This is a genomic window from Nonomuraea sp. NPDC049607 (assembly GCF_040675375.1).
GTDB lineage: Bacteria > Actinomycetota > Actinomycetes > Streptosporangiales > Streptosporangiaceae > Nonomuraea.
Window position 1 is genome coordinate 1 of record NZ_JBFAOV010000039.1, and the last position, 24,386, is coordinate 24,386.

Below are 24,386 nucleotides of genomic sequence, written 5' to 3' on the forward strand. Positions count from 1 at the left end.
TCCTTGCCGAGGGGTGGTTGCTGTCCGCAGGCGAGCCAGGCCCAGGTGGTCAACGAGGTGCGGTAGATCCGCTGGGATGACTCACCGATCCCCGTCCAGTGACGCACACGACAGGGGATCACGTGCTCCGCGCCAGTGGCTCCTCCCTGGTCTCCGCGTCGATCGCGACGTTGCCGCCGGACAGGATCGCGACCACCGGGCCCGGTGGCAGGTGTGCCTGGTGGGTGAGGTAGGCGGCTGTGGCGGTCGCGCCGCTGGGTTCGGCGTGTTCGCCCAGCTCGCGCCAGAGCAGGTCGGCGGCGGCGTCGATGGCGTCCTCGGTCACGGTGAGCATGTCGTCCACGTGACGGTGGATGTGTTCCCAGGCCAGGGCGCCCAGTACCGGGGCGCGCAGGCCGTCGGCTCGTGTGCGGTAGGTCAGTTCCACCGGCCATGCGGTCCGCGTGCCCGTCCGGAAGCTGGCCGCACCGTCGGCGGCCAGTTCGGGTTCGACGCCGATCACCCGGATCGTCGGGTCGGCGGCCTTGACCGCCACCGCGATCCCGGCCAGCAGGCCGCCGTTGCAGACGGGCACCAGGACGGCCCCCGCGTCCGGCAGGTCCAGGCAGAGTTCGGTCCCGGCGGTGCCGTGCCCGGCGATGACGTCGTACGCGTCGGAGCCGACGACCGTCGCGCCGAACCGGTCGGCCAGAGCGAGGCACGCCTCCTCCCGCAGGGCGGGCGGCACGATCACCACCTCGGCGCCGAGCCGGCGGGCGGCGCGCACCTTCAGGTCCGGGGCCGTGTCCGGCAGGACGACGGTCGCCCGCACCCCGTGTTCGGCGGCGGCGTACGCGATTGCCTGGGCGTGGTTGCCCGACGACTGGACGATCACGTGCCGGACGCCGCGCCCGGCCAGCCGGCCCACGGCGTTGGCCGCGCCGCGCACCTTGAACGAGCGGGTCGGCTGGCGGTTCTCCGGCTTGACCCAGAGCCGTTCGCCGGGCACCCGCAGCAGCGGCGTGCGCCGGACGTACGGCGCGATACGGTCACCGGCGGCCCGGACGTCGGCCGCGGTGACAAGCCCGGTGACAAGCCCGGTGCCGGGCCCGGTGTCGAGCCCGGTGACAAGCCCGGTGTGAGTCGTGCCGTCCGCGCCTTCCGTGGGTTCCGGGTTCATGCGCTCAGCAGCCTCTCCTGGATGGCGTCCAGGTCGGCCGCGGCCTCCGACGGCGGGGCGGCGTCCGGGACGAGGTCCTCCAGGTGATGCAGCGGCCGGTGCCGCAGCCCCACCAAGCCCCACAGCACCAGGAACACGCCGCTGGCGAGCAGCACGACCCCCGCGCCCCCGCCGGGCCCGCCGGCGAACCGTCCGGCCCACTCCGCCAGCGGTCCGGCGGCGAGGAAGCCGATCGGCTGCATGGCCGTGGCGATCATGATGTTCACCGCGAGCACCCGTCCCTGCAGCTCCGGACCCACCTTGACCTGGATGATGGACAGCCAGTGCGCGTTGCCGATGCTCATGCACGCCAGCCGGACGAACAACCCGGCCGCGACCAGCCACACGACCGGCCACACGCCCATCAGCACCACGCCGAGCCCGGACCCGACGACGAAACCGATCATCCCGGTGGCCCGTCGCCGGGTGCCGCCCCACACCAGCACCACGCCGGTGCCCACGGCCGCGCCGACGCCGCCGACGGCGGTCACCAGGCCCAGGTCCGCGGAGGTGCCGATGGCCAGCACGACGGGGGTGACGAGCACCCACATCAGCGCGGTGCAGAAGTTCACGACCGCGAAGTAGAGCGCCATCACCATCAGCGGACGCCGCCTGCGCAGGAACCGCCACCCGCCGGTGAGCGCCGCCGTGAACGTCTCCTCGCGCCGGTGGAACAGCCGGTCGGGGAAGCGCACCAGCAGCAGCGTCAGCACGCCGATCGCGAACGTGGCCACGTCCACGGCCACCACGGCCGACAACCCGAACAGGCCGATCAGCGCGCCGCCCGCGAGCGGCGCGACCACGTTGCCCGCGCCGAAGCCCACGTTCGCCAGCGCGTTGGCCTGCGGCAGGTACGGTTTCGGCACCAGTTGCGCGATCGCCGCCAGCCACGCGGGCTGCTGGAACGCCGACACGACGGAGGTCACGCCCACGATGAGGCAGACGTTCCAGAACTCCAGCCGCCCGGTGGTCAGCAGCAGCACCAGCGCCACCATGGACAGCCCGGACAGCGCGTCGCAGGCCAGCATGATCCTGCGCCGGTCCACCCGGTCGGCCAGCGCGCCGCCCAGCGGGGTGAGCAGCACGGCCGGGATCTGCGCCAGCATCGTGACCAGCGCCAGGTCCAGGATCTCGCCGCTGCGCTGGTAGGCCCACACGCCGAGCGCGAACGAGCTCAGCGCCGTGCCCAGCGCCGAGACGATCTGCCCGCCCGCGACCGTGTAGAAGGGCCGCAGCCTGGCGCGTTCGGGCGGACGCACCGGGTCGGGCAGCGTCCCGGCCGCCCAGCGGGTCAGGTGCGCCAGCACCAGGGCGGCCAGCGGCTCGGCCTGGTGACGCAGGAAGTAGTGCCCGGCCCTGGGCAGCACGGCCCGCTCCACCCGCGGCGCGAACGCCGCCCATTCGGTGTGGCGCTCCTCGTGCAGCTCGGTGGCGCGGTCGCGTTCCCCGACCAGGCTCAGGATCGGGGCGCGCAGCGGCGCACCCTCGCCGGCCAGCTCCTGGCCGAACCACTCCTGCGCCTGGTCGGCGTCGTGCCGCATGGCGCGTACGGCGGTGCGCTTGGCGGCCTCGTCCATGTCGTCGAGCAGCCCGCCGGAGGCGCGCAGCGCGTCCCGGAACATCCGGTCCGACACCCAGCGGTCGCCGCCGAACAGCCGCCTGACCGGACCGGGCAGCCGTGCCGCCGGGAAGCTCGCGGCGGCGATCACGCCCAGCACGGGCACGCCGTCCGCCTCCAGCCGGCGTGCCAGCGCGACGGCGGTCGCGGAGCCCACGCAGTGGCCGTAGACCGCGACGGGACCCGACGCGGTCGCGGCCACCTCGGCGGCCAGCACGTCCACGAGCTGCTCCAGCGGGAGCGGCGGCTCGTCCGGGCGTGCGGGGTCGTGGCCGGGCAGTTCGGCGGAGAGCACCTCGACCCGGTCGCCCAGCGCCTGGGCCAGCGGCTGGTACACCGCCGCCGACCCGCCGCCGTACGGCACGCAGACCAGCGTGAACTCGCCGGCCCGGCCGCCGCCCAGGCGGTGCAGCAGCCCGCCGGTGTCCTCGCGGCCCAGGAACGCGGCCAGCTCGGCCACGGCGGGCCGGGTGAACAGGTCGATCACCCGCAGCCCGCGGCCGATCTCCTTGACCGCGCGCACCGCGGCGAACGAGTCGCCGCCGAGGGCGAAGAAGTCGTCGCCCGCACCCACCCGTTCCACGCCGAGCACCCGGGCGAAGGCCCCGGCGACCAGCTCCTCGTTCGGCGTCGAGGGCGGCGCGTACGCGGCCTGCTCGGCCACCGGCTCGGGCAGCGCGGCCCGGTCGATCTTCCCGTTCGGGTTGAGCGGCAGCCGGTCCAGGGCCATGACGTGCGCCGGCACCATGTAGTCGGGCAGCCGCTCGCGCAGCGCCGACCGTACGGACGCGGCCTCCACGGTCGCGGGCGTCACCCACGCGGCGAGCTGCCTGGCCTTCCCCTCGCCGACGGGCAGCACCACGGCCTCGGCGACCTGGGGCAGCGCCCGCAGCGCGGTGGTGACCTCGCCCAGCTCGACGCGGTAGCCGCGCACCTTGACCTGGTCGTCCACCCGGCCGCGGAACTCGATCCGCCCGTCGGAGGTGACGCGCAGCAGGTCGCCGCTGCGGTAGCAGCGTCCCTCGGCGGTCAGCGGGTCGGGGACGAACCGCTCGGCGGTCAGCTCGGGCCGGCCGATGTAGCCGCGGGTGACGCCGGGGCCGCCGACCACCAGCTCGCCGGGCACGCCGGGCGGCACCGGCCGTAGTGCGGCGTCCACGAGGTGCCCGTACACGCCGGGCAGCGGACGGCCCAGCGGCACGATGCCGGTCCGCCGGTCGGCGGGGATCTCCTCGGTGTCGCAGACCAGGCAGATCATCGTGGACTCGGTGTGGCCGTAGTGGCTCTGGATCCGCAGTCCGGGCCGGGCGGCCCGAGCCCGCTCCACCAGGTCCCACGGGCAGGCCTCGCCCGCCAGGATCAGCAGCTCGCGCGGCAGCACGGCGGCCAGGTCGCCGCCCGAGGCCAGCAGCTCCAGGTGGCTCGGGACACACTTGACGACGTCCACCCGGTGCTCGGCCAGGTAGCCGGCGAACGCGGCCGGGTCCATGGCGGTCTCGCGGGGGACCAGGTGCACCGTCCCGCCCGTGGTCAGCGCGCCGAACACGCAGGTCAGGCCGAAGTCGGCCGCGGGCGTGGAGACCACCGCGAACGACCCGCCGGGCACGCCGATGCGCGGCAGCATGCCGCCCAGGTAGTTCAGGACGCCGCCGTGCTCGGCGGCCACCGCCTTGGGCGTGCCGGTGGACCCCGACGTGAAGATCACGTGGTGCAGGTGCTCCGGCAGCACCTCGACCCGGGGACGGGTGTCCGGCAGGGACGGCGGCCGGTCGAGCGCCAGCACCCGCCGGCCGTCCCCGATCAGCGGCGCGAACTCGCTCACCGTCACCACGGCCCGCACCCCGGCGGCCTCCAGCATCGCGGCGATCCGCGCCGCCGGGTACGCCGGGTCCATCGGCAGGTACCCGCCGCCCGACTTCTGGATGCCGAACAACGCGCACGCCAGGTCCGCGCCCGGCTCCAGCAGCACGCCGACCGGCTCGTCGGCGCCCACCCCGGCCTCCAGCAGCCAGTGCGCGATCCGGTTCGCGGACGCCTCCAGCTCCGCGTACGTCAGGGCGCGGTCGGCGCCCACCACGGCCGGCGCGCCGGGCGTCTCGTCCACCCAGCGCTCGATCAGGTGGTGCACCGCCCCGGCGGGCGGCTCGGGCGGCGGCCCGCCGTCCACGGCGGGGCCGGTCACCGGCTCCAGCGGCACCGCGCCCACCGGCGCGTCCAGGTCGGCGAGCAGCCCGTCGAGCAGGGCCGCGTACCAGCGGGTCAGCTTGGCCGCGGTGCCCGGCTCGAACAGGTCGGTCCGGTAGGCGAGCCCGCCGCGCAGCGGCGCGCCCGGCCCGTCGTCGACGACGTGCCAGCTCAGATCGAACTTGGTGGTCAGCTCCGGCAAGTGGATCTCGGACGCCTCCAGGCCGGGCAGCTCCGGCCCGGCCCCGCCGGGGATGTAGTTGAGCATCACCTGGAACAGCGGCGTGGCCGCCAGGTTCCGCTCCGGCCGCAGCCGGTCCACCACCCGGTCGAACGGCGTGCCCGCGTGCGCGAGCGCGCCCAGCGCGGACTCCCGCGCGCGGGCCAGCAGGTCGCGCCCGGTCGGGTCGCCGCCCACGTCGGTCCGCACGACGACGGTGTTGAGGAAGCAGCCCACCACGCCTTCGGTGTCCGGGTGGTCGCGGCCGGAGACCGGCACGCCGACCGCGACGTCCGCAGTGGCCGACAGCCGGGCCAGCAGCGCCTGCAGTCCGGCCAGCAGCACGATGAACGGCGTGGACCGGTAGGCGGCGGCCACCGCCCTGATCCGCTCGCTCAGCCCGGCCGGCAGCTCCAGGTCGAGCGCGGCCCCGCCCGGGTCGGGCACCGCGGGACGCGGCCGGTCGGTGGGCAGGTCGAGCACCGGCGGCAGGCCGTCCAGGTGCCCGGCCCACCAGTCCAGGTCGGCCGGGTCGGGGACGGGGGACACCTCGGCGTACTGCGCCGGCGGCGGGTCCAGCGGCGGGCGCAGGCCGAGGCGGGCGGCGTACAGGCCGGACAGTTCCGACAGCAGCAGTCCGCGCGTCCAGGCGTCGGTGGCGATGTGGTGGAAGGTGAGCGAGAGCACGTGCTCGTCGTCGGCCCCAGGCTCGCCGACGGTGAGCAGCACCGCCCGCATCGGCGGCTCGCGGTCCAGCGCGAACGGCGTCGCCAGGTGCGCGGCCAGCACGTCCTCGACCTCCGAGCGGTCCACGCGCGTGGTGGACACGGGCACCTCGGCGGCGTCCCGGACCACGATCACCGGCTCGGGGCCGGAGTCGTCGACCACGCCGCGCAGCACGTGGTGCCGCTCGGCCAGGTCGCGTACGGCGTCGAGCAGGGCGTCCGCCCGCAGCGGGCCGCGCAGCCGCAGCGCCACCGGCACGTTGTAGGCGCTGCTGTCCGGTTCGAGCTGGGCCAGGAACCACAGCCTGGCCTGCACGCCGGACAGCGGCACCGGCCCGTCCGCCGGCGCGCGCCGCACGCGAACGGCGTCCGCCGGACGGGGGAGCGCGGCGGCCAGGTCGGCCAGCACCGGGTGCTCGAACAGCAGCCGTACCGGCACCGCCGCGCCCAGCCGCTCCCGCAGCCGCCCTGCCACCCGGGTCGCCGCGAACGAGTGCCCCCCGAGGGCGAAGAAGTCGTCGTCCGCCCAGACCTCGGGGAGCCCGAGCACGTCGGCCCAGACCTCGCCCACCAGGCGCTCCCCGGCGGTGCCCAGCGGCACCCGCACCGCGGGCCCCGCCTCGGGCACGGGCAGCGCCGCCCGGTCCACCTTGCCGTTCGGGGTGAGCGGCAGCGCCTCCAGCACGCCGATCGCGGCCGGCACCATGTAGTCGGGCAGCCGCTCGCGCAGCGCCGCCCGCACCTGGGCCACGTCCACCGGGTCCATCGCGGCCGGCGTCACCCAGGCGGCCAGGCGCCGCTCCAGGCCCTCGCCGACCGGCTGCACGTACGCCTCCGCGACCTGCGGCAGGGCCCGCAGAGCCGCGGCGACCTCGCCCAGCTCGACGCGGAAGCCGCGCACCTTCACCTGGTCGTCGATCCGCCCCAGGAACTCGACCAGCCCGTCCCCGGTCACCCGGACGCGGTCGCCGGTGCGGTACCAGCCGCCGGTGAAACGTTCCGCGGTGAGGTCGGGGCGGCCCAGGTAGCCGCGGGCCACGCTGGGCCCGCCGATCCACAGCTCACCGGGCACGCCGGGCGGCAGCGCCCGTCCGGACGGGTCGGCCACCCGGCACAGCACGTCGGCCAGCGGCCGGCCCAGCGGCGCCCGGCCCGGGCCCAGCCCGGCCAGGGCCTCGGCCGCGTCGCAGGCCAGCACCGACACCGTGGTCTCGGTGGGGCCGTAGTGGATCTGCACCTCCAGGTCCGGCCGCGCCTCCCGGACTCGCGCCACCAGGTCCGCCGGCACCGCCTCGCCGGCCAGGATCAGCAGCTTCCCGGGTAACGCGGCCGTGCCGAGGAGTTCGAGCTGGCTGGGCACCATCTTGATCGCGTCCACCGGGTGCGCCGCCAGGCGGGCGGCGAACGCGGCCGGGTCGGTGGCCGTCTCGTGGTCGATCAGGTGGAGGGTGGCGCCCGTGGTGAGCGCGCACCACACGTTCGTCATGCCGAGGTCGGCGGCGGCGGTGGAGACCAGCGCGAACGACGTCATCCCGGCGGGGACGACCTCGGCCACCGCGCCGAGGTAGTGCGTGATGTGCCGGTGCTCGACCGCGACGCCCTTCGGCCGTCCGGTCGAGCCCGACGTGTAGATCACGTACGCCAGGTGCTCCGGCCGCACCGCCAGGCCGGGACGCTCGCCGGCCGCCTCCGCCGCGGCGGAGAGCTCGGCGTCCGTGAGCACGAACCGCGCACCGGCGTCGGCGATCACCGCCCGGTTGCGCCGCTCCGGATAGACCGGGTCGAGCGGCAGGTAGGCCGCCCCCGCCTTGAGCACGCCGAGCATGGCGACCACCAGCTCGGGACGCCGCTCCAGCAGCACCCCGACCGGCTCCTCCGGACGCACCCCGCTCGCCAGCAGCCAATGGGCCACCTGGTTGGCGCGGCGGTCCAGCTCCGCGTAGCTGAGCGAGCCGACGGCGACCGCGTCCGGGCGGGCGTCGGCCACCCGCTCGACCAGCGTGTGCAGCGGCACGTCCACCGGCAGCGCGGCGTCCCGGCCGCGCAGGTCGTCGCCGGCCGGCAGCCGCACCGGCGCGGCGGGGTCGGTGAGCAGGCCGTCCAGCAGTTCCAGGTACCAGCCGGCCAGCCGGCTCACGGTGGCCTCGTCGAACAGGTCGGTGCGGTACCGCAACTCGCCCGAGAACCGGGTGCCGTCGTCGCCGAGCTCCAGGTTCAGGTCGAACTTGGCGGTCGGCGCGGGCGGCGTCCCGGCCACGACCTCCAGCCCCGGCAGCGACATCGGCGCGTCGGTCTCGTAGACGTTGAGCATCACCTGGAACAGCGGCGTGACCGCGAGGTTCCGCTCCGGCTGCAGGCGCTCCACGACCCGCTCGAACGGGGTGCCGGCGTGCGCGAACGCGTCCAGCGCCGCCGTGCGCGCCCGCGCCAGCAGCTCCGCGCCGGTCGGGTCGCCCGAGGTGTCGCCGCGTACCACCAGCGTGTTGATGAAACAGCCGACGACCCGCTCGGCGTCGGGGTGGTGGCGGCCCGCGTGCGGCACCCCGACGGCGATGTCGTCGACGCCGGACAGGCGGCTCAGCAACGCCTGCAACCCGGCCAGGAACACCATGAACGGCGACGTCCCCGCCACCGCGCGCACCTTCGCCGACAGCGCCTCGGGCACCTCCACCGCGACGGCCGCCCCCTCCCACGTGGGCACGGACGGGCGCGGGCGGGCGAGCGGCAGGTCGAGCACCGGCGGCAGGCCCGCCAGGCGCCCTGCCCACCAGTCGAGGTCGGCGTCCGGCCGTCCGGCCTCCCAGGCGGCCACGTCCGCGTACTGCAGGGCCGGGGGAGCGGGGGGCGGCTCCAGGCCGAGGCGGGCGGCGTACAGGCGGGTGAGGTCGTCCAGCAGCACGCGTTCCGACCAGGCGTCGGTGGCGATGTGGTGCAGGGTGAGCGCGAGCACGCACTCCTCGTCGCCGAGCCGGAACACCGTGGCCCGCAGGGGCGGCTCGGCGTCCAGCCGGAACGGCCGCCAGGAGTGTGCGGCCAGCTCCCGGTCCAGTTCCGTCCCGTCCACGTCCACCACGGGCACCGGGACGGCGGCGACGGGTCGTACGCGTCCCTCGTCGATGACGCCGCGCAGGACCCAGTGCCGTTCGGCCAGGTCCGCCACCGCGCCGGTGAGGGCGGCGACGTCCACCGGGCCGCGCAGCCGCAGCGTCAGCGGCACGTTGTAGGCGGGCGTGTCCGGTTCGAGCTGGGCCAGGAACCACAGCCGTTCCTGCGCCGGCGACAGCGGCATGTCCGCGGCCGACGTCGCCGGGATGCCGGGGGCGGCCTTCTTCTCCTTCTGCTTCAGGGCGGCGTCGATCCTGGACCGGACGAGTTCGGCGATCCGGTCCTCACGTGTCTCGGTCATCCCTCGTCCCCCTCCATCAGGTCGGCGGCCAGCAGCTCTTCGAGCGCGGCGGCGAAGTCGGCGAGCACCGGACGGTCGAACAGCAACCGCACGGGCACGGTGACCTGCAACATCTCGCGCAGGCGGGCGGCCACCCTGGTCGCGGCGAACGAGGCTCCGCCGAGGGCGAAGAAGTCGTCGCCGGCCCAGACCTCGGGCCGTTCGAGCACCTCGGCCCAGACGGCGGCCACCAGCCGCTCGGCGCCGGTGTCCGGCGCGACCCGCGCCGGGTCCGGGCCGGTGTCCGGCTCGGGCAGCGCGTGGCGGTCGACCTTGCCGCTGGGCAGCGTGGGCAGGGCGGGCAGGGCGACCCAGCGGCGCGGCACCATGTGGCCGGGCAGCCGGGACCGGGCGTGCCGCTCGATCGCGGCCAGGTCCGCCGTCTCCGGCGCGACGTAGCCGACCAGGTGGGCGTGCGCGTCCGTCCCCGCGACGGTCACGGCGGCCTCGGTCAGCTCGCGCAGCACGGCCTCGATCTCGCCCAGCTCGATCCGGTATCCGCGGACCTTCACCTGGTGGTCGCGGCGGCCATGGAACTCCAGCGTCCCGTCCGGCCGCCATCGGGCCAGGTCACCGGTGCGGTAGCAGCGGCCGTCCGGCGTGAACGGGTCGGCCACGAAGGCGGTCGCGGTCAGGTCCGGCCGGTTCCGGTAGCCGCGGGCCACCCCGGCGCCGCCCAGCAGCAGTTCGCCGACCGTGCCCGGCGGCACCAGCCGCAGCCGCGCGTCGACCACGTACGCCCGCTCGCCCGGCATCGGCGACCCGATCGGCACCCGGTCGCCCTCGTGCGCGCGCACCCGGTGCAGCGTCGAGGTGACGGTGGTCTCGGTGGGCCCGTAGGCGTTCCACAACTCGCCGACGCGGCGCAGGATCTGCTCGGCCAGCGCCGGGTCCAGCGCCTCCCCGCCCGCGACGGCGCGCAGCGCCGGGCCGCCCGCCCAGCCGGCCGCGATCAGCATCCGGTACGCGGTCGGCACCAGGTCGATCACCGTGGCCGCGCTCGTGCCGATCAGCTCGGCCAGCGCGTGCCCGTCGGTGGCCGTGGCCCTGTCCACCACCACCGACGTGCCGCCGGCGGTCAGGACGCTCCACAGCTCGGAGGCGGAGGCGTCGAAGCTCAGCGGCGCGACCGCGAGTTGCACGTCGGCCGGGCCGAGGCGGAGCGTCAAGATCATCCCGGCCACGAGGGCGGCCAGGCCGCCGTGGGTGACCTCGACCCCCTTGGGGGCGCCGGTGGAGCCGGAGGTGTAGGTGACGTACGCCAGGTCCTCGGAGCGCACCTCGGGCAGGTCCGCGAGCGGGCCGGCCGCGAGCCGGTCCGCGTCGAGCACCACCGGCCGGTGCCCGGCAGGGGTCGCCGGGCCGTTCGGGGCGGGCGTCGCCGGGTGGTGCGGGGCGGGCGTCGCCGGTTCGTTCGTGGTGGACGGCGGGGCTGGGTCGAAGGGGGTGTCGCCGCGCGTGAGCACCACGCGGGCGCCCGCGTCCGCGGCCAGCAGGCGCAGCCGTTCGGCCGGGTGTTCGGGGTCCAGCGGCAGGTACGCCGCCCCCGCCCGCCACACGCCCAGCAGCACCACGGGCAACATCCGGTCCCGCGGCACGTGGACGCCGACCACGTCGCCCCGCGACACCCCGTGCGCCAGCAGCCCGGCCGCGATCCGGTCGGCGCGGTCGTTCAGCTCGGCGTGGCTCAGCGCGGCGCCGTCCGGGCCGACCACCGCCGTGCCCACTGTGCCCGCCCTGCTCGCCGTGCCGGTTCTGTGGGCCGCGAGGGCCCGGGGCACCGGCGGCAGGTCGTCCGGCAGCCGCGGGCCGGCCGCGCGGGCCAGCAGCGCGGCGCGTTCGTCCGGGGTGACCGGCTCGAACGCCGCGATCAGCAGGTCCGGCTCGGCCACCGCGCGCCGCAGCAGCCACAGCAGCCGGTCCAGGTACGCCCCGGCCGCCTCCCGGCCGAGCAGCGCGACCGCGTACTCCAGGTGCAGCTCGGCGCCGGCCGCCGTGCGGTTGACGAGCACGCTGAACTCGTGCACGGCAGCGCCGGAGCCGACCTCGGTCAGCAGTTCGAGGCAGCCCGCGCGCACCGGCACCTCGGCGTGCTGCATGGCCAGCAGCACGGGGGCGCGGGGCAGGTCGGCGGGCGGCGCCTCCTGGTGGACGAGCGCCCGCGTGGTGGCCTCCCCGGCCTGCCTGACCAGGTCGCGGAAGGTCGGCTCGGCGTCCGGCCGCAGCCGCACCGGCACCGTGTCGATCAGCGGCCCGACGACCCGGGCCAGCTCCGGCCTGGCGCGCCGCGCCGCGACCATGCCGACCAGCGTGTCCGGCTCCCCGGCGGCCAGGGCGACGGCGGCCACGTACACCGCGAACGGGGTCGCGCCGCACGCGCGGGCCAGCGCGGCCACGCCGTCCGTGAGCTCTTCGGGCAGCGGCCTGGTCACCCGGCACGTCGTCAGGTCGCGCGGCGGCGGCCCCGCCACCGGCGCCCCCGCCAGCTCGCCGCGCCAGAACTCCCGCAGCCGCGCGAGGTCGGGCCGTTCCTCCTGCTCGCGCACCGCCACGTCGCCGAGCTGCACCGCGGGCTCGGGAACGGGCTCGCCCGCCAGCTCGGCGGCCAGCTCGTCCATGAGCACGCCGACCGAACCGCCGTCGAAGGCGAGGTGGTCGGTCACGAGCACCAGCTCGGCCACGTCGTCCCCGACGGGGCACAGGCTCGCGCGCAGCAGCGGCACCTCGTTCGTCACGTCGAACACGTGCTCCGCCGCGGCCCGGGCCACCTTCACCGGGTCCGCGCCCGCCGGGTGCTCGACCAGCGGGACGGCGACGGGCGGGTGCACGACCGCGTACGGGACGCCGTCCTCGCCGACGGAGACCGTGCTGCGCAGGGCCTCGTGCCGGCGCAGGACCGCGTCGAGTGCCGGGCGCAGCGGCGCGCTCCCGCTCAGGCCGCGCACGCGCAGCCGGACCGACACGGTGGTGACCGGGCTGTGCGGGTGGAGCTGGCGCAACGTCCAGAACTCGCGTTGCGCGGCGGTGAGCGGGTGCCGGGTCCGGCCGGTCCGCCGCACCGGCGCCGATCCCGGCTCGCGCAGCCGGGCCGCCAGCCCGGCCGCGGTCGGCTCGGTCAGGAACGACGCCAGGGGCACGGTGTGCCCGAGCCGCCGTGACAGCTCGGTCACCACCCGGGCGGCGGCCAGCGAGTGCCCGCCCAGGTCGGCGAACCGGTCGTGCACGCCCACCTCCGGCAGGCCCAGCACGTCCGCGATCACCTCGGCCACCTGGCGTTCGTCGTCCGTGCGCGGCGCGACCGGGGCCGCGTTCCCCGTCCGGGCGGCGCCCAGCTTGGGCAGGGCCGCGCGGTCCACCTTGCCGGTGGGGCCGATCGGCAGGTCGCCGGTCACGCCGATCCTGGCCGGGACCAGGTGGTCGGGCAGGCGGTCGCGCAGCCAGTCGCGCAGGTCGGGCTCGGTCACGCCGGAGGCGGCCACGTGCGCGGCGAGGTAGGCGATGCCGTCGTCGTCGGTGTGGGCCAGCACGACCGCGCGGCGCACCGCGGGGTGGCGGTCCAGCGCCGACTCGACCTCGCCCAGCTCCACCCGGTAGCCGCGGATCTTGACCTGGTCGTCGGCGCGGCCCACGTACCGCAGCTCGCCGTCCACCCGTCGGACCAGGTCGCCGCTGCGGTAGACGCGGGTGCCGTCGGGCTCGGTGCGGAAGGCCTGCGACTCGTGGCCGAGGTAGCCGCGGGTCACGCCGGGGCCGCCGATCCACAACTCGCCGGTCTCTCCGTCCGGGACCGGCCTGCCCGCGTCGTCGCGCACGCTGAGCAGCGCGCCCGCCATCGGCTCGCCCAGCGGCGGTTCGCCCTGGTGGTCGCGGGTCACCTCGAACATGGTGGAGCCGGTGGTGCACTCGGTGGGGCCGTACATGTTGAGCACCCGGCGTACGCCCGGGTTGGCGAACATGCGCGCGACCAGGGCCGCGGTCAGCCGTTCGCCGCCCGACAGCACCATGCGGACGCCGTCCGGCAGCGGCTCGCGCAGCAGCACCGACAGCGCGGACGGGACGCCGAAGACCGTGCGCACCTCGTCGCGGGCCGGCAGCGTCGGCAGCGCCAGCACGGTGTCCGCCATGATCACGGTTCCGCCGGCGAACAGCGGCGTGAAGATCTGGGTGATGGAGGCGTCGAAGCAGATGGAGGAGCCGGCCAGCATGCCGCTCAACTCCTCGGCGGTGTAGGCGGCCGCCTCCCAGCGCACCAGGTTCAGGGTGTTGCGATGCTCCACGACCACACCCTTGGGGCGGCCGGTCGAGCCGGAGGTGTAGATGACGTACGCGGCGTCGCCCGGCTCGCCGGGCACCTCGGGCCCGGACGCTGCGGGCGTCACGTCGTCGACGAGCACCGTGGCGGCGCCGGTCAGCGACGCGGTGTCGCGCCGCGCGGCCGAGGTGACCACCGCGCTCACGGCGGCGTCCTCGGCCATGAAACGTAACCGTTCCGCCGGGTAGGCCGGGTCCAGCGGGACGTAGGCCGCCCCCGCCTTCAGCACCCCGATCAGCGCGGGCACCAGCCACTCGCCGCGGTCCAGGCAGATCCCCGCCAGGTCGCCGCGTCCGACGCCGCGCGCGGCCAGGGCGTGGGCGACCCCGTTGGCCCTGCGGTCGAGCTCGGCGTAGGTCAGCCGGCTCGTGCCCGCGACGACGGCGAGGCGATCGGGCGTCCGCCGGCACTGCGCCTCCAGGGCCTGGTGGAGGCGGCTGGGCGAGTCTGTGAGAGGGCGGTTCGCGCCCGTCACATCCGTATTCATGTGTCCTCTTTCCAGCAAAGATCGAACGTGCCCGGGTGGGCGGTCTCGAACGGGCCCGCTCCTCCGGGACGGCACGCGGGCCCGGGCGAGGTCGTCGCTGGGCGCGCGGGGGGTCGTGCGGGCGGCTGTCGCATGGCCGGCGGGGCCGGCGGGGGCGGCGGGGAGTGTCTTCTACGGTCACCTGCTCCCTTCACCGAAGACCGGGTCCTCCGCACAGCAGCATCGGTGACCCGGCTTGCCGCTGACTTGGAACCTGCCGTGATCTTGCTTGCAGCAGGGCAACGTCGACGGCCGATCGGCTCGGGACGGCTCGGCGGGCGGTCAGGGACCTCGGCGCGCGGCGTGGGCCAACACGCGCAAACCTCCTGGACCGGCACCGGGCTGATCGTGCGGCTCCGGACCTGGGCGAGGCGTGCGGCCTTCTCTCCACTGCTCCGGGGCGCCGGGACACCGTGATCCTCTCGGCCGGGGCCGTCCCGCAAACGGGCCTCCCCAGGGGAAAAGGACTGGACGCGACGACGGCCGGGCTTGTAGCTTGCAGGCGACCGTGACACCGCCCGAGGAGGTGAGCCCCATGAACGCAGTTCCGCTGTGGGTGCTCCCCCATTCCGTCACGGCCGGGCGGCTGACGTAGGCGTCGCCGGGAGCGCCTCCGACAAGGCACTCCCGAAAGGCAACGCCATGCACTCTCCGCACGCCAACGCCACAGAGCCGCCGTCGAACGCCGGCGCCGACCGCGTGCCCCTCGCGTACGACGTGATCATCGCCGGATGCGGGCCGACCGGCGCGATGCTGGCCGCCGAACTGCGGCTGCACGACGTACGGGTACTCGTCCTGGAGAAGGAGACCGAGCCCAAGTCGTTCGTCCGCATAGTCGGGCTGCATATTCGCAGCCTTGAGATCATGGCGATGCGCGGCTTGCTGGAACGCGTTCTCGAACACGGAAGACGGCGTCCGGCCGCCGGTTTCTTCGCCGCCATCGACAAACCCGTGCCCAAGGGCCTGGATTCCGCGCACGCCTATTTGCTGGGCATTCCGCAGCCGGTCATCGAGCGCCTGCTCGAAGAGCACGCGATCGACCTCGGAGCGCAGATCCGCCGCGGTCGCGCGGTGACCGCCCTCGAACAGGACGACGAAGGCGTGACCGTCGAACTGGCCGACGGGGAACGGCTGCGCGCACGCTTTCTCGTCGGCTGCGACGGCGCACGCAGTACGGTGCGCAAACTGCTCGGCGTCGGCTTCCCCGGCGAGCCGTCGCGTACCGAGACGCTGATGGGCGAGATGGAAGCGGGCGTGCCGCAGGAGGAGATCACCGCCAGGGCGGCCGAGCTCCACGAGCCCCACAGGCCGTTCTGGATCCGGCCCTTCGGCAACGGGGTCTACAGCGTCGTCGTCCCGGCCGTCGGAACAGGCGACCGCGCGGAACCGCCGACCCTTGAGGACTTCCGGCAGGCGCTGCGCGCCCTCGCCGGAACCGATTTCGGCGTGCACTCGCCGCGCTGGTTGTCCCGCTTCGGCGACGCCACCCGGCTGGCCGAACGTTATCGGCTCGGGCGGGTGCTGCTGGCCGGCGACGCGGCGCACATCCACCCACCCATCGGCGGACAGGGCCTCAACCTCGGCGTCCAGGACGCGTTCAACCTCGGCTGGAAGCTGGCCGCGCAGGTCCGCGGCTGGGCGCCGGCCACACTGCTGGACACCTACGAGGCCGAACGCCACCCGGTCGCCGCGGACGTGCTGGACAACACCCGCGCCCAGAAGGAGCTGCTGTCCCCCGAACCGGGCCCGCGGGCCGTGCGCAGGCTGCTCACCGAACTCATGGACATCGACGAGGTGAACCGCCACCTGATCGAGAAGATCACCGCGGTCGGCGTCCGCTACGACTTCGGCGAGGGCCCCGACCTGCTCGGCCGCCGCCTGCCCGACCTCGACGTGAAGGAGGGCCGCCTCTACGGCCTGCTGCGTCACGGCCGCGGCCTGCTGCTGGACCGCACCGAACGCCTGACCGCCGGCGGCTGGTCGGACCGGGTCGACCACGTGGCGGATCGCACCGCGGCCCTGGACGTCCCGTGCGTCCTGCTGCGCCCCGACGGCCACGTGGCCTGGGCCGGCGACGACCAGCACGACCTGGACGCCCATCTCTCCCGCTGGTTCGGCCCGCCCGCGAGCCGATGAAGGCGCGGCCCTGTCGGGGATGAAGAGGTTCGGGTGATCACGACGCCGCCGCCGTCGTGAACCGGGACGACGGCGGCGCCGTCAAGATCGTGCAGGGGGGCGCCGTGTTCGTATAGGGATGGCGTCAAAACGTCCCCGGTCACGGGCGCGGGGGGTGAGGCTGGGGGCGTCAACGATGCGGACGAAAGCGACACATGCCTACCAATCCCACTCCTCAACAGCCCCCCACCCCGTACGACGTGGAGATCGAGCGCGCCCGGCTCAGGGAGATCAGGTCCCGGCTCCCCGACGCCGTCCGGCCGCTCGGCGGCGTGCTGCCGAGCCTGGCCGGGCTCACGGTGGCGGAGTCCGCCTTCACGTCCTTCACCTATTCGCTCGCCCTGGCCTACAACGAGGTCGAGGCGTTCACGATGGTGGAGGCGCGCCATCGGGTCGAGGACGTGGCACGCATCCAGGACGGCCTGACCGCGTCCATCGCGACCTGGGAGAGCGCCGAGCGTGCCAGTTCCGTGAGCCGGTGGTGAACCTCGCGGCCCTGGGGAGGCACGGCCTCATGGTGGGCACGGGCGCGGCGCTGACGCTGTCGGCCCTGGGCGTTCCGGCGGCCTGGCCGTTCATCGGCAAGATGTACGTCCACCAGTACGACCCGCAGGCGTTCTTCGACGCCGCCACCACCTGGTCGTCGGTCCACGACGACGTCGTCGCCGCCCGGCTGGACGTCGAGGCCCTCGTCGCCGGGGTGGCCGCGACGAGCTGGCGCAGCGAGGACGGACGCGCCTTCCAGCGCCGCATGGACGCCTACCTGGCCGACCTCCGCGGCATCGAGCTCCGCGCGCTGGTCACCGCGCTCACCCTGTTCACGGCGGGGGCCGCACTGGCGGCGATGGTGCTGTTCCAGTTCCTGGTCGCGGCGGCCATGGCGGCGGTGGCGTTGTGGACGCTGACCGCGGCCGTCACGCCGCTCAGCCTGGCCTCGGCCCGGCTCCTGGCCATGCAGTGCCTGATCAAGCTCTTCGAGGGCTACCAGGCGGTGGAGTCGATGCTCGACGCGCTGCTGCACGGCTGCGCCGCCGCCCTGACCGCGGCGGTGGCGGCCGACCTGGGCGTCCGGACCGTCCGCGGTGACCGCGACGGCCTGAACGACCTCGCCGCGGCGACCTTCGCCCAGGGGCCCATGCTGGTCTGGGGCACGGCCGACCGGATCGAGCGCGACCTGACCGCGCACGGCCTCAGCGGCCGGTTCCCGTCCTCCGGCCCCTGGTCGGGCGGGCGGGCGGGCGCGGCTCTGCCGCCAGGACTGCCGCAGGCGGCGGGCGGCAAGGCGGTCAACGATCTCATGACCGGCGGCCAGACGCTGACCGGCCGCCTCACGCCGGAGCAGAACGCCGACGGCTCGTACCTCTTCCCCTGGGAGTGACCAATGGGAGCGTCCATGAACTTCGAGGACGAGCTCGGGATCGACCCCGAGCGGCTCGCGGCCGACGCCGACCGCCTCTTCGGCCTGCTGGGACGGCCGCCCGGCGAGGCCGCGACGGCACGGGCCGAGTCCCGGGACGGCTGGGTGAGCGTCGAGTACAGCTGCGCGGCGGGCGTGCTGGACCTGCGCCTCGACCCGCGGGCCATGCGGCTGGACTCCGGCCGGCTCGCCGGGACGATCCTCGACCTGATCCAGCAGGCGCGGGAACGGGCCGAAGCCGAGGAACGTGCCAGAACCGAGGCCCTTCTCGGCGGCAACGCGCTTCTGGCCGACCGCCGGCTCGTCGCCGAGCACCTGCGCGCCGCGAACGGCGCCCTCCAGGAGAACCTGGAACGCGCCGCCGCGACCATCGACCGGGTACGCGCCCTGCTCCGCCCCTGACCGGGCGGCGGCACGTCCGCGGTCAGGGTCTGAAGCGGTAACCCATCCCGGGTTCGGTGATCAGATGGACCGGCCGGGACGGGTCCCGTTCGAGCTTGCGGCGGATCTGCGCCATGTACTGGCGCAGGTAGTGGGTCTCCTTGACGAACGTCGCGCCCCACACCTCGGTGAGGACCCGGCGCTGGCTGATCAGCTTGCCGGGGTGGCGCAGCAGCAGGTCGAGGATGTGCCACTCCGTCGGCGTCAGCCGGACGTCGCCGGAGATCGTCTTGTTCGTCAGGTCGATGACGTGGTCGCCGATCCGGATGCTCGCCAGCTCGGCCTCCTGGATGGCGGTGCGCCGGGTCACGGCCCGCACCCGGGCCAGCAGCTCGTCGATGCCGAACGGTTTCGTCACGTAGTCGTCGGCGCCGGCGTCCAGGGCCTCGATCTTGTCCTGGTTCCCGGCCCGGCCGGACAGCACGATGATCGGGATGCCGCTCCAGCCGCGCAGGCCGTGGATCACCTCCACGCCGTCCAGGTCAGGCAGGCCCAGGTCGAGGATGACCAGGTCCGGGGCGGCGTCGACGGCGGCCCTGAGCGCGGACGCGCCGTCGGCCGCGACGGTGACGTCGTAGTGCCGGGCGACCAGGTTGATGCGCAGGGCGCGCAGGATCTGCGGCTCGTCGTCCACGACGAGGATGCGGGTCACCGGGTCGTCCTCCGCGGGGTGGCGACGGGCAGGGTGAGGATCATGGTCAGACCGCCCCCAGGCGTCTCTTCGGGTACGAGCGTGCCGCCCATGGCCTCGGCGAGCCCGCGTGACAGGGCGAGCCCGAGCCCGACGCCGGAGTGGTTGTCGCGGTCGCCGAGCCGCTGGAACGGCTGGAAGACCCGGTCGTGCGCCTCCGGCGGGATGCCCGGGCCGCGATCGATCACCCGGATCTCGACGTGGTCGCCGTGCCCGCTGGCGGTGATCAGCACGGTCCGGCCGGGCGGGCTGTAGCGCACGGCGTTGGACATGAGATTGACCAGGACGCGTTCGAGCAGCGCGGGGTCGGCCAGGACGTCGGGCAGCTCGACGGAGACGTCGCCGTCGATGCGCTCCTGGAGCGGGCCCAGGTCGTCGATGGCCCGCGGCACGATCTCCTCAAGTGCCAGGGGCTGCGCGCTCACCCCGAGCACGCCCGCCTGCAACCGGCTCATGTCCAGCAGGTTCGCCACCAGCCGGTCCAGCTTGTCCAGCGACTCCTCCGCGGTGGCCAGCAGCTCCGAGCGGTCCCGTTCCGACCAGGCGATCTCGGTGCTGCCCAGGCTCTCGACGGCGGCCTTGGCCGAGGCGAGCGGCGTGCGCAGGTCGTGGCTGACGGCGGCCAGCAGCGCGGTGCGCATGCGGTCGGCCTCGGCCAGTGGGCGGGCGTGTTCGGCCGCCTCCTGGAGGCGTTCCTGGCGCAGCGCGACGGCGGCCTCGGCGGCAAACGCCTCCAGCACCGCGCGGTCGGAGGCCTCCAGCGGGCCGCCCTTGGCCGCCAGGACCAGGTCCTCGCCGATGACGACGTCGGTGTCGGACTGGCCGGGGCAGGTGGAGGGGGCGCCGCCGGAGGTGGCGACGATCCGCCAGACGTCCGGGTCTGACTGGTCGTCGGGGGTGTGGGCGGCGTCGGGCCGGCGTTCCAGCAGGGTGACCGAGCTCAGGCCGAACGTCTCGCGGGTGCGTTCCAGCAGGGACGGCACGGCGGCCTCGCCGCGCAGCACGTGCCCGGCCAGCGTGGACAGCAGTTCGGCGTCGGCGCTCGCGCGGGCGGCCTGCCGGGTGCGGCGGGCCGCGATGTCCACGATCGTGCTCACCGCCGCCGCCACCAGCAGGAACACGACCAGCGCGAACAGGTTCTCCGGGGCGGCGATGGTGAACTCCCCGACCGGCGGCGTGAAGAACCAGTTGAGCAGCAGCGACCCGCCGACGGCCGCGGTGATGGCCGGCCACATGCCGCCGGCCAGCGCCACGCCCACGGTCAGGCAGAGGAAGAACAGGATCTCGCTGGGCAGCGACAGCAGGTCCCGGAACGGCCACAGCGCGGCCGTCAGCAGCGGCATCCCGGCCACCGCGAGCACCCAGCCGGTCGTGCGGCGGGCGCGGGTGAGCGCGGCGCGCGAGCGGCCCGGCCGCCGGCCCTTCTTGGCCTCCTCGTGCGTGATCATGTGCACGTCGATCGAGCCGGACCGGGCGGTGGTCTCCACGCCGACGCCGCGGGAGAAGATCTGCGCGAACCGCCCCCTGCGCGAGGCGCCGAGGACGAGCTGGGTGGCGTTGACGCCGCGGGCGAAGTCGAGCAGCGCCCGCGGGACGTCGTCGCCGACGACCTGGTGGTAGGTGCCGCCCATGTCCTCCACCAGTGTGCGCTGGCGGGCCAGGCTGCCCGGGTCGGCCCCGGCCAGCCCGTCGGCGCTGGTCACGTGCACCGCGAGCAGGTCGGCGCCCTTGGTGCGGGCGGCGATGCGGGCGGCCCGCCGGACCAGCGTGTCGCCCTCGGGGCCGCCGGTCAGGGCGACGACGACGCGTTCGCGGGTCTCCCACGTGGTCGCGATGCCGTGGTCGGCGCGGTAGCGGTCGAGCTGGTCGTCCACCTTGCCGGCCACCCACAGCAGCGCCAGCTCGCGCAGCGCGGTGAGGTTGCCGACGCGGAAGTAGTTCGACAGCGCCGCGTTCACCTTCTCGGGGGCGTACACGTTGCCGTGGGCCATCCGCCTGCGCAGCGCCTCGGGCGACATGTCCACCAGCTCGATCTGGTCGGCCCGGCGCACGACCTCGTCGGGCACGGTCTCGCGCTGCGGCACACCGGTGATCTCCTGAACGACGTCGTTGACCGACTCCAGGTGCTGGATGTTCACCGTGGAGATCACGTCGATGCCGGCGTCCAGGATGTCGTCGATGTCCTGCCAGCGCTTGGCGTTCTTCGAGCCGGGCACGTTGGTGTGGGCCAGCTCGTCGATCAGCGCCACCCGCGGCCGGCGGGCGATCACGGCGTCGGTGTCCAGCTCGGTGAAGGTGGCGCCGCGGTGGACGAGCGTCCGGCGGGGGACGATCTCCATGCCCTCCAGCAGGGCGGCGGTCCGGGCCCGGCCGTGGGTCTCGACGAACCCCACGACCACGTCCCGGCCGCGCTCGTGGGCCCTGCGGCCCTCGCCGAGCATCGCGTACGTCTTGCCGACCCCGGGCGCCGCCCCGAGGTAGACCCGCAGCCGGCCCCTCACCTCACGCCCTGTCGAGCGCGAGGTTGAGTTCGAGCACGTTGACCGCGGGCTCGCCCATGAAGCCGAGGACGCGGCCGGTGGTGTGCTCGCCGATCAGCCCCTTGACCCGGGCGAGGTCGAGGCCGCGCTCCCTGGCCACGCGGGGCGCCTGGAGCTCGGCGTAGGCGACCGAGATGTGCGGGTCGAGGCCGGAACCGCTGGCCGTGACCGCGTCGGCGGGGACGACCGCCCTGGCGTTCCCCCTGACGGGCACGGTTCGCCCGGCGGAGTAGTCCTCGCCCGGCCTGCCGCACTCGACCGTGACGCCCTGGTAGGAGGCGACGAACGGGACGGCGGGGCACGCCTGGTTGACGCTGACGACCCGGCCGGGGAAGACCTTCAGCACCGCGCCGACCCCGTCGGCCGTGCAGTACGGGCGGGCGCCGCTGACGCCCTCCAGCTCGCCGGCCGCCCTGGAACGGGCGCAGACCCGGGTGAGCAGCGACTGCCTGCCCTCCCCGCCCGCGCCCGGCAGCGTGTCCACGACGTCCTCAGGACCGAGGTTGCTCGCCCCCGACGAGGTCGGGTCGTAGCCGTCGCCGGCGGCCGAGGGACGGGACTGGAAGTACGTCCTGACCGGGTTGCCGTCCTTGTCGGTGAAGGACTGGCCGATCAGGGCGCTGCCGTGGCCGCCGTCGACGATCGAGCCGTTGGCCCGGCCGTTGAACAGCGCCTGGGCGACGCCGGTGGTGACCAGCGGGTAGACGACGCCGAGCAGCGCGGTCAGGACGGCGACGGCGCGCAGGGCGGCGAGGTGCTGGCGGACCCAGCTTGGCAGGCGTTCCATTTATGACATCCCCGGAAGGAACTGGATCAGCAGGTCAATGAGCTTGATGCCGGCGAAGGGGGCGACGATGCCGCCCAGGCCGTAGACGTACAGGTTGCGGGAGAGCAGTTTGGAGGCGCTGGAGGGCCGGTAGCGCACTCCGCGCAGGGCCAGCGGGATGAGCGCGACGATGACCAGCGCGTTGAAGACGACCGCCGACAGGATGGCCGACTGGGGGCTGGCCAGGCGCATGACGTTGAGCGCGTCCAGGCCCGGGTAGACGGCGGCGAACATGGCCGGGATGATCGCGAAGTACTTGGCGATGTCGTTGGCGATCGAGAACGTGGTCAGCGCGCCCCGGGTGATCAGCAACTGCTTGCCGATCTCGACGATCTCGATGAGCTTGGTCGGGTTGGAGTCCAGGTCCACCATGTTCCCGGCCTCCTTGGCGGCCGAGGTGCCGGTGTTCATGGCCACGCCGACGTCCGACTGGGCCAGGGCGGGGGCGTCGTTGGTGCCGTCGCCGGTCATCGCGACCAGGCGGCCGCCCTCCTGCTCCTTCCTGATCAGGGCGAGCTTGTCCTCGGGGGTGGCCTCGGCCAGGAAGTCGTCCACGCCGGCCTCGTCGGCGATGGCCTTGGCGGTGAGCGGATTGTCGCCGGTGATCATGACGGTGCGGATGCCCATGCGGCGCATCTCGTCGAAGCGTTCGCGCATGCCCTGCTTGACGACGTCCTTGAGGTGGATGACGCCGAGCACGCGGCCCCGCTCGGCCACGACCAGCGGGGTGCCGCCGGAGGCGGAGATGCCGTCCACGATGTGGCCGACGTCGTCGGTGGGGTGGCCGCCGTTGTCGCGCACCCACTTCATGACCGCGGTGGCCGCGCCCTTGCGGACCTCGCGGCCGTCCAGGTTCACGCCGGACATGCGGGTCTGCGCGGTGAACTGCACCCATTCGGCGCCGTGGATCTCGCGCTCGCGCAGGCCGTACCGCTCCTTGGCGAACACCACGATCGAGCGGCCCTCGGGGGTCTCGTCGGCGAGGCTGGAGAGCTGGGCGGCCTCGGCGAGCTCCTGCTCGCCGATCCCCTTCACGGGGACGAACTCGGCCGCCTGCCGGTTGCCCAGCGTGATCGTGCCGGTCTTGTCCAGCAGCAGCGTGGACACGTCGCCCGCGGCCTCGACCGCGCGTCCCGACATGGCCAGGACGTTGCGCTGGACCAGGCGGTCCATGCCGGCGATGCCGATGGCCGACAGCAGCGCCCCGATCGTCGTCGGGATCAGGCAGACCAGCAGCGACACCAGCACGATGCCGGTGACGCCGTTCGCGTCGAGCGCGACCGAGTCGGGGACGCCGGGGTTGATCTGCTTGGAGTAGATCGCCAGCGGCTGCATGGTCACGGTGGCGACGAGGAAGACGATCGTCAGGGCGGCCAGCAGGATGTTGAGCGCGATCTCGTTCGGCGTCTTCTGCCGGTTCGCGCCCTCGACCAGGGCGATCATGCGGTCGATGAAGCTCTCGCCGGGCTTCTGGGTGATCTTGACGACGATCCGGTCGGAGAGCACCTTCGTGCCGCCGGTCACCGCCGAGCGGTCGCCGCCCGACTCGCGGATGACGGGCGCGGACTCGCCGGTGATGGCCGACTCGTCCACCGAGGCGATGCCCTCGACCACGTCGCCGTCGCCGGGGATGACCTCGCCGGCCTCGACCACCACCAGGTCGCCCTGCCGCAGGTCGGGCGCGCCGACCCGGTCCCACTCGGTCCCGCCGTCGGCGCGCAGGCGGCGGGCCTGGGTGTCGGTCTTGGCCTTGCGCAGCGTGGCCGCCTGCGCCTTGCCGCGCCCTTCGGCGACGGCCTCGGCCAGGTTGGCGAAGACCACGGTCAGCCACAGCCACACGACGGTCGCCCAGGCGAAGAACGACGGCTCGACGACCGCCAGGACGGTGGTGAACACCGCGCCGACCTCGACGATCAGCATGACGGGGTTGCGCCACAACGTGGCCGGGTTCAGCTTCCTGACCGCGTCGGGGAAGGACCTGACGAGCTGCCGGGGATCCAGCAGGCCGCCGCCCACGCGGCCGTCCCGGCGTGCGGGGGAGGGTTTGTCCAGTACGGGGGTTGACATG

At 74.6% G+C, this 24,386-nt stretch carries 11 protein-coding genes; 4 read left to right on the plus strand and 7 right to left on the minus strand.

Annotated elements, in window-relative coordinates; translation table 11 throughout:
• Nucleotides 1-118: 118 nt before the first annotated feature.
• From AB0J97_RS43310 to AB0J97_RS43320, 3 genes are read right to left on the minus strand one after another with little or no spacing between them, the layout of a single operon-like run.
• Nucleotides 119-1,159 (minus strand): pyridoxal-phosphate dependent enzyme, encoded by a 1,041-nt coding sequence (locus AB0J97_RS43310; protein ID WP_364100774.1) that lies wholly within the window; start codon nucleotides 1,157-1,159, stop codon nucleotides 119-121.
• Complete coding sequence (locus AB0J97_RS43315) at nucleotides 1,156-9,351, minus strand: amino acid adenylation domain-containing protein (RefSeq protein WP_364100777.1); 8,196 nt, start codon at nucleotides 9,349-9,351, stop codon at nucleotides 1,156-1,158. Before AB0J97_RS43315 ends, AB0J97_RS43310 begins: the two co-directional genes overlap by 4 nt.
• The gene (locus tag AB0J97_RS43320; RefSeq protein ID WP_364100780.1) at nucleotides 9,348-14,189 is read right to left on the minus strand and encodes an amino acid adenylation domain-containing protein; all 4,842 of its coding nucleotides are present in this window, start codon (nucleotides 14,187-14,189) and stop codon (nucleotides 9,348-9,350) included. The genes AB0J97_RS43315 and AB0J97_RS43320 overlap by 4 nt, the downstream gene beginning before the upstream one ends.
• Nucleotides 14,190-14,870: 681 nt before the next feature.
• On the opposite strand from AB0J97_RS43320, the gene rox reads away from it, so the two are divergent.
• The 4 genes from rox to AB0J97_RS43340 all read left to right on the plus strand — a co-directional run bounded on the left by rox (nucleotide 14,871) and on the right by AB0J97_RS43340 (nucleotide 18,222).
• A complete protein-coding gene (gene rox, locus AB0J97_RS43325; RefSeq protein ID WP_364100783.1) occupies nucleotides 14,871-16,364 on the plus strand; it encodes a rifampin monooxygenase in 1,494 nt (497 codons plus the stop codon).
• Between the two features lie 239 nt (nucleotides 16,365-16,603).
• Nucleotides 16,604-16,888, plus strand: a complete 285-nt coding sequence (locus AB0J97_RS43330; RefSeq protein WP_364100786.1) for a hypothetical protein — start codon at nucleotides 16,604-16,606, stop codon at nucleotides 16,886-16,888.
• Entirely contained in the window at nucleotides 16,882-17,781 is a 900-nt protein-coding gene (locus tag AB0J97_RS43335; protein ID WP_364100788.1) for a hypothetical protein, read from the plus strand. Before AB0J97_RS43330 ends, AB0J97_RS43335 begins: the two co-directional genes overlap by 7 nt.
• 15 nt (nucleotides 17,782-17,796) lie before the next feature.
• Nucleotides 17,797-18,222 carry a YbaB/EbfC family nucleoid-associated protein gene (locus tag AB0J97_RS43340; protein ID WP_364100791.1) on the plus strand — a complete coding sequence of 142 codons (426 nt, stop codon included), beginning with the start codon at nucleotides 17,797-17,799 and terminating at the stop codon, nucleotides 18,220-18,222.
• 22 nt (nucleotides 18,223-18,244) lie between these two features.
• Here AB0J97_RS43340 and AB0J97_RS43345 read toward each other — a convergent pair whose 3' ends face one another.
• Genes AB0J97_RS43345 through kdpB form a run of 4 tightly spaced genes read right to left on the minus strand, consistent with a single transcriptional unit; the run spans nucleotide 18,245 to nucleotide 24,385 of the window.
• Nucleotides 18,245-18,913 carry a response regulator gene (locus tag AB0J97_RS43345; protein ID WP_357700417.1) on the minus strand — a complete coding sequence of 223 codons (669 nt, stop codon included), beginning with the start codon at nucleotides 18,911-18,913 and terminating at the stop codon, nucleotides 18,245-18,247.
• On the minus strand, nucleotides 18,910-21,453 hold the full coding sequence (locus AB0J97_RS43350; RefSeq protein WP_364100795.1) for a sensor histidine kinase KdpD: 2,544 nt from the start codon (nucleotides 21,451-21,453) through the stop codon (nucleotides 18,910-18,912). The genes AB0J97_RS43345 and AB0J97_RS43350 overlap by 4 nt, the downstream gene beginning before the upstream one ends.
• A gap of 1 nt (nucleotide 21,454) precedes the next feature.
• A complete protein-coding gene (locus AB0J97_RS43355; RefSeq protein WP_357700423.1) occupies nucleotides 21,455-22,279 on the minus strand; it encodes a potassium-transporting ATPase subunit C in 825 nt (274 codons plus the stop codon).
• Nucleotides 22,280-24,385 carry a potassium-transporting ATPase subunit KdpB gene (gene kdpB / locus AB0J97_RS43360; RefSeq protein WP_364100799.1) on the minus strand — a complete coding sequence of 702 codons (2,106 nt, stop codon included), beginning with the start codon at nucleotides 24,383-24,385 and terminating at the stop codon, nucleotides 22,280-22,282. It lies immediately after the preceding gene.
• Nucleotide 24,386 lies beyond the last annotated feature (1 nt).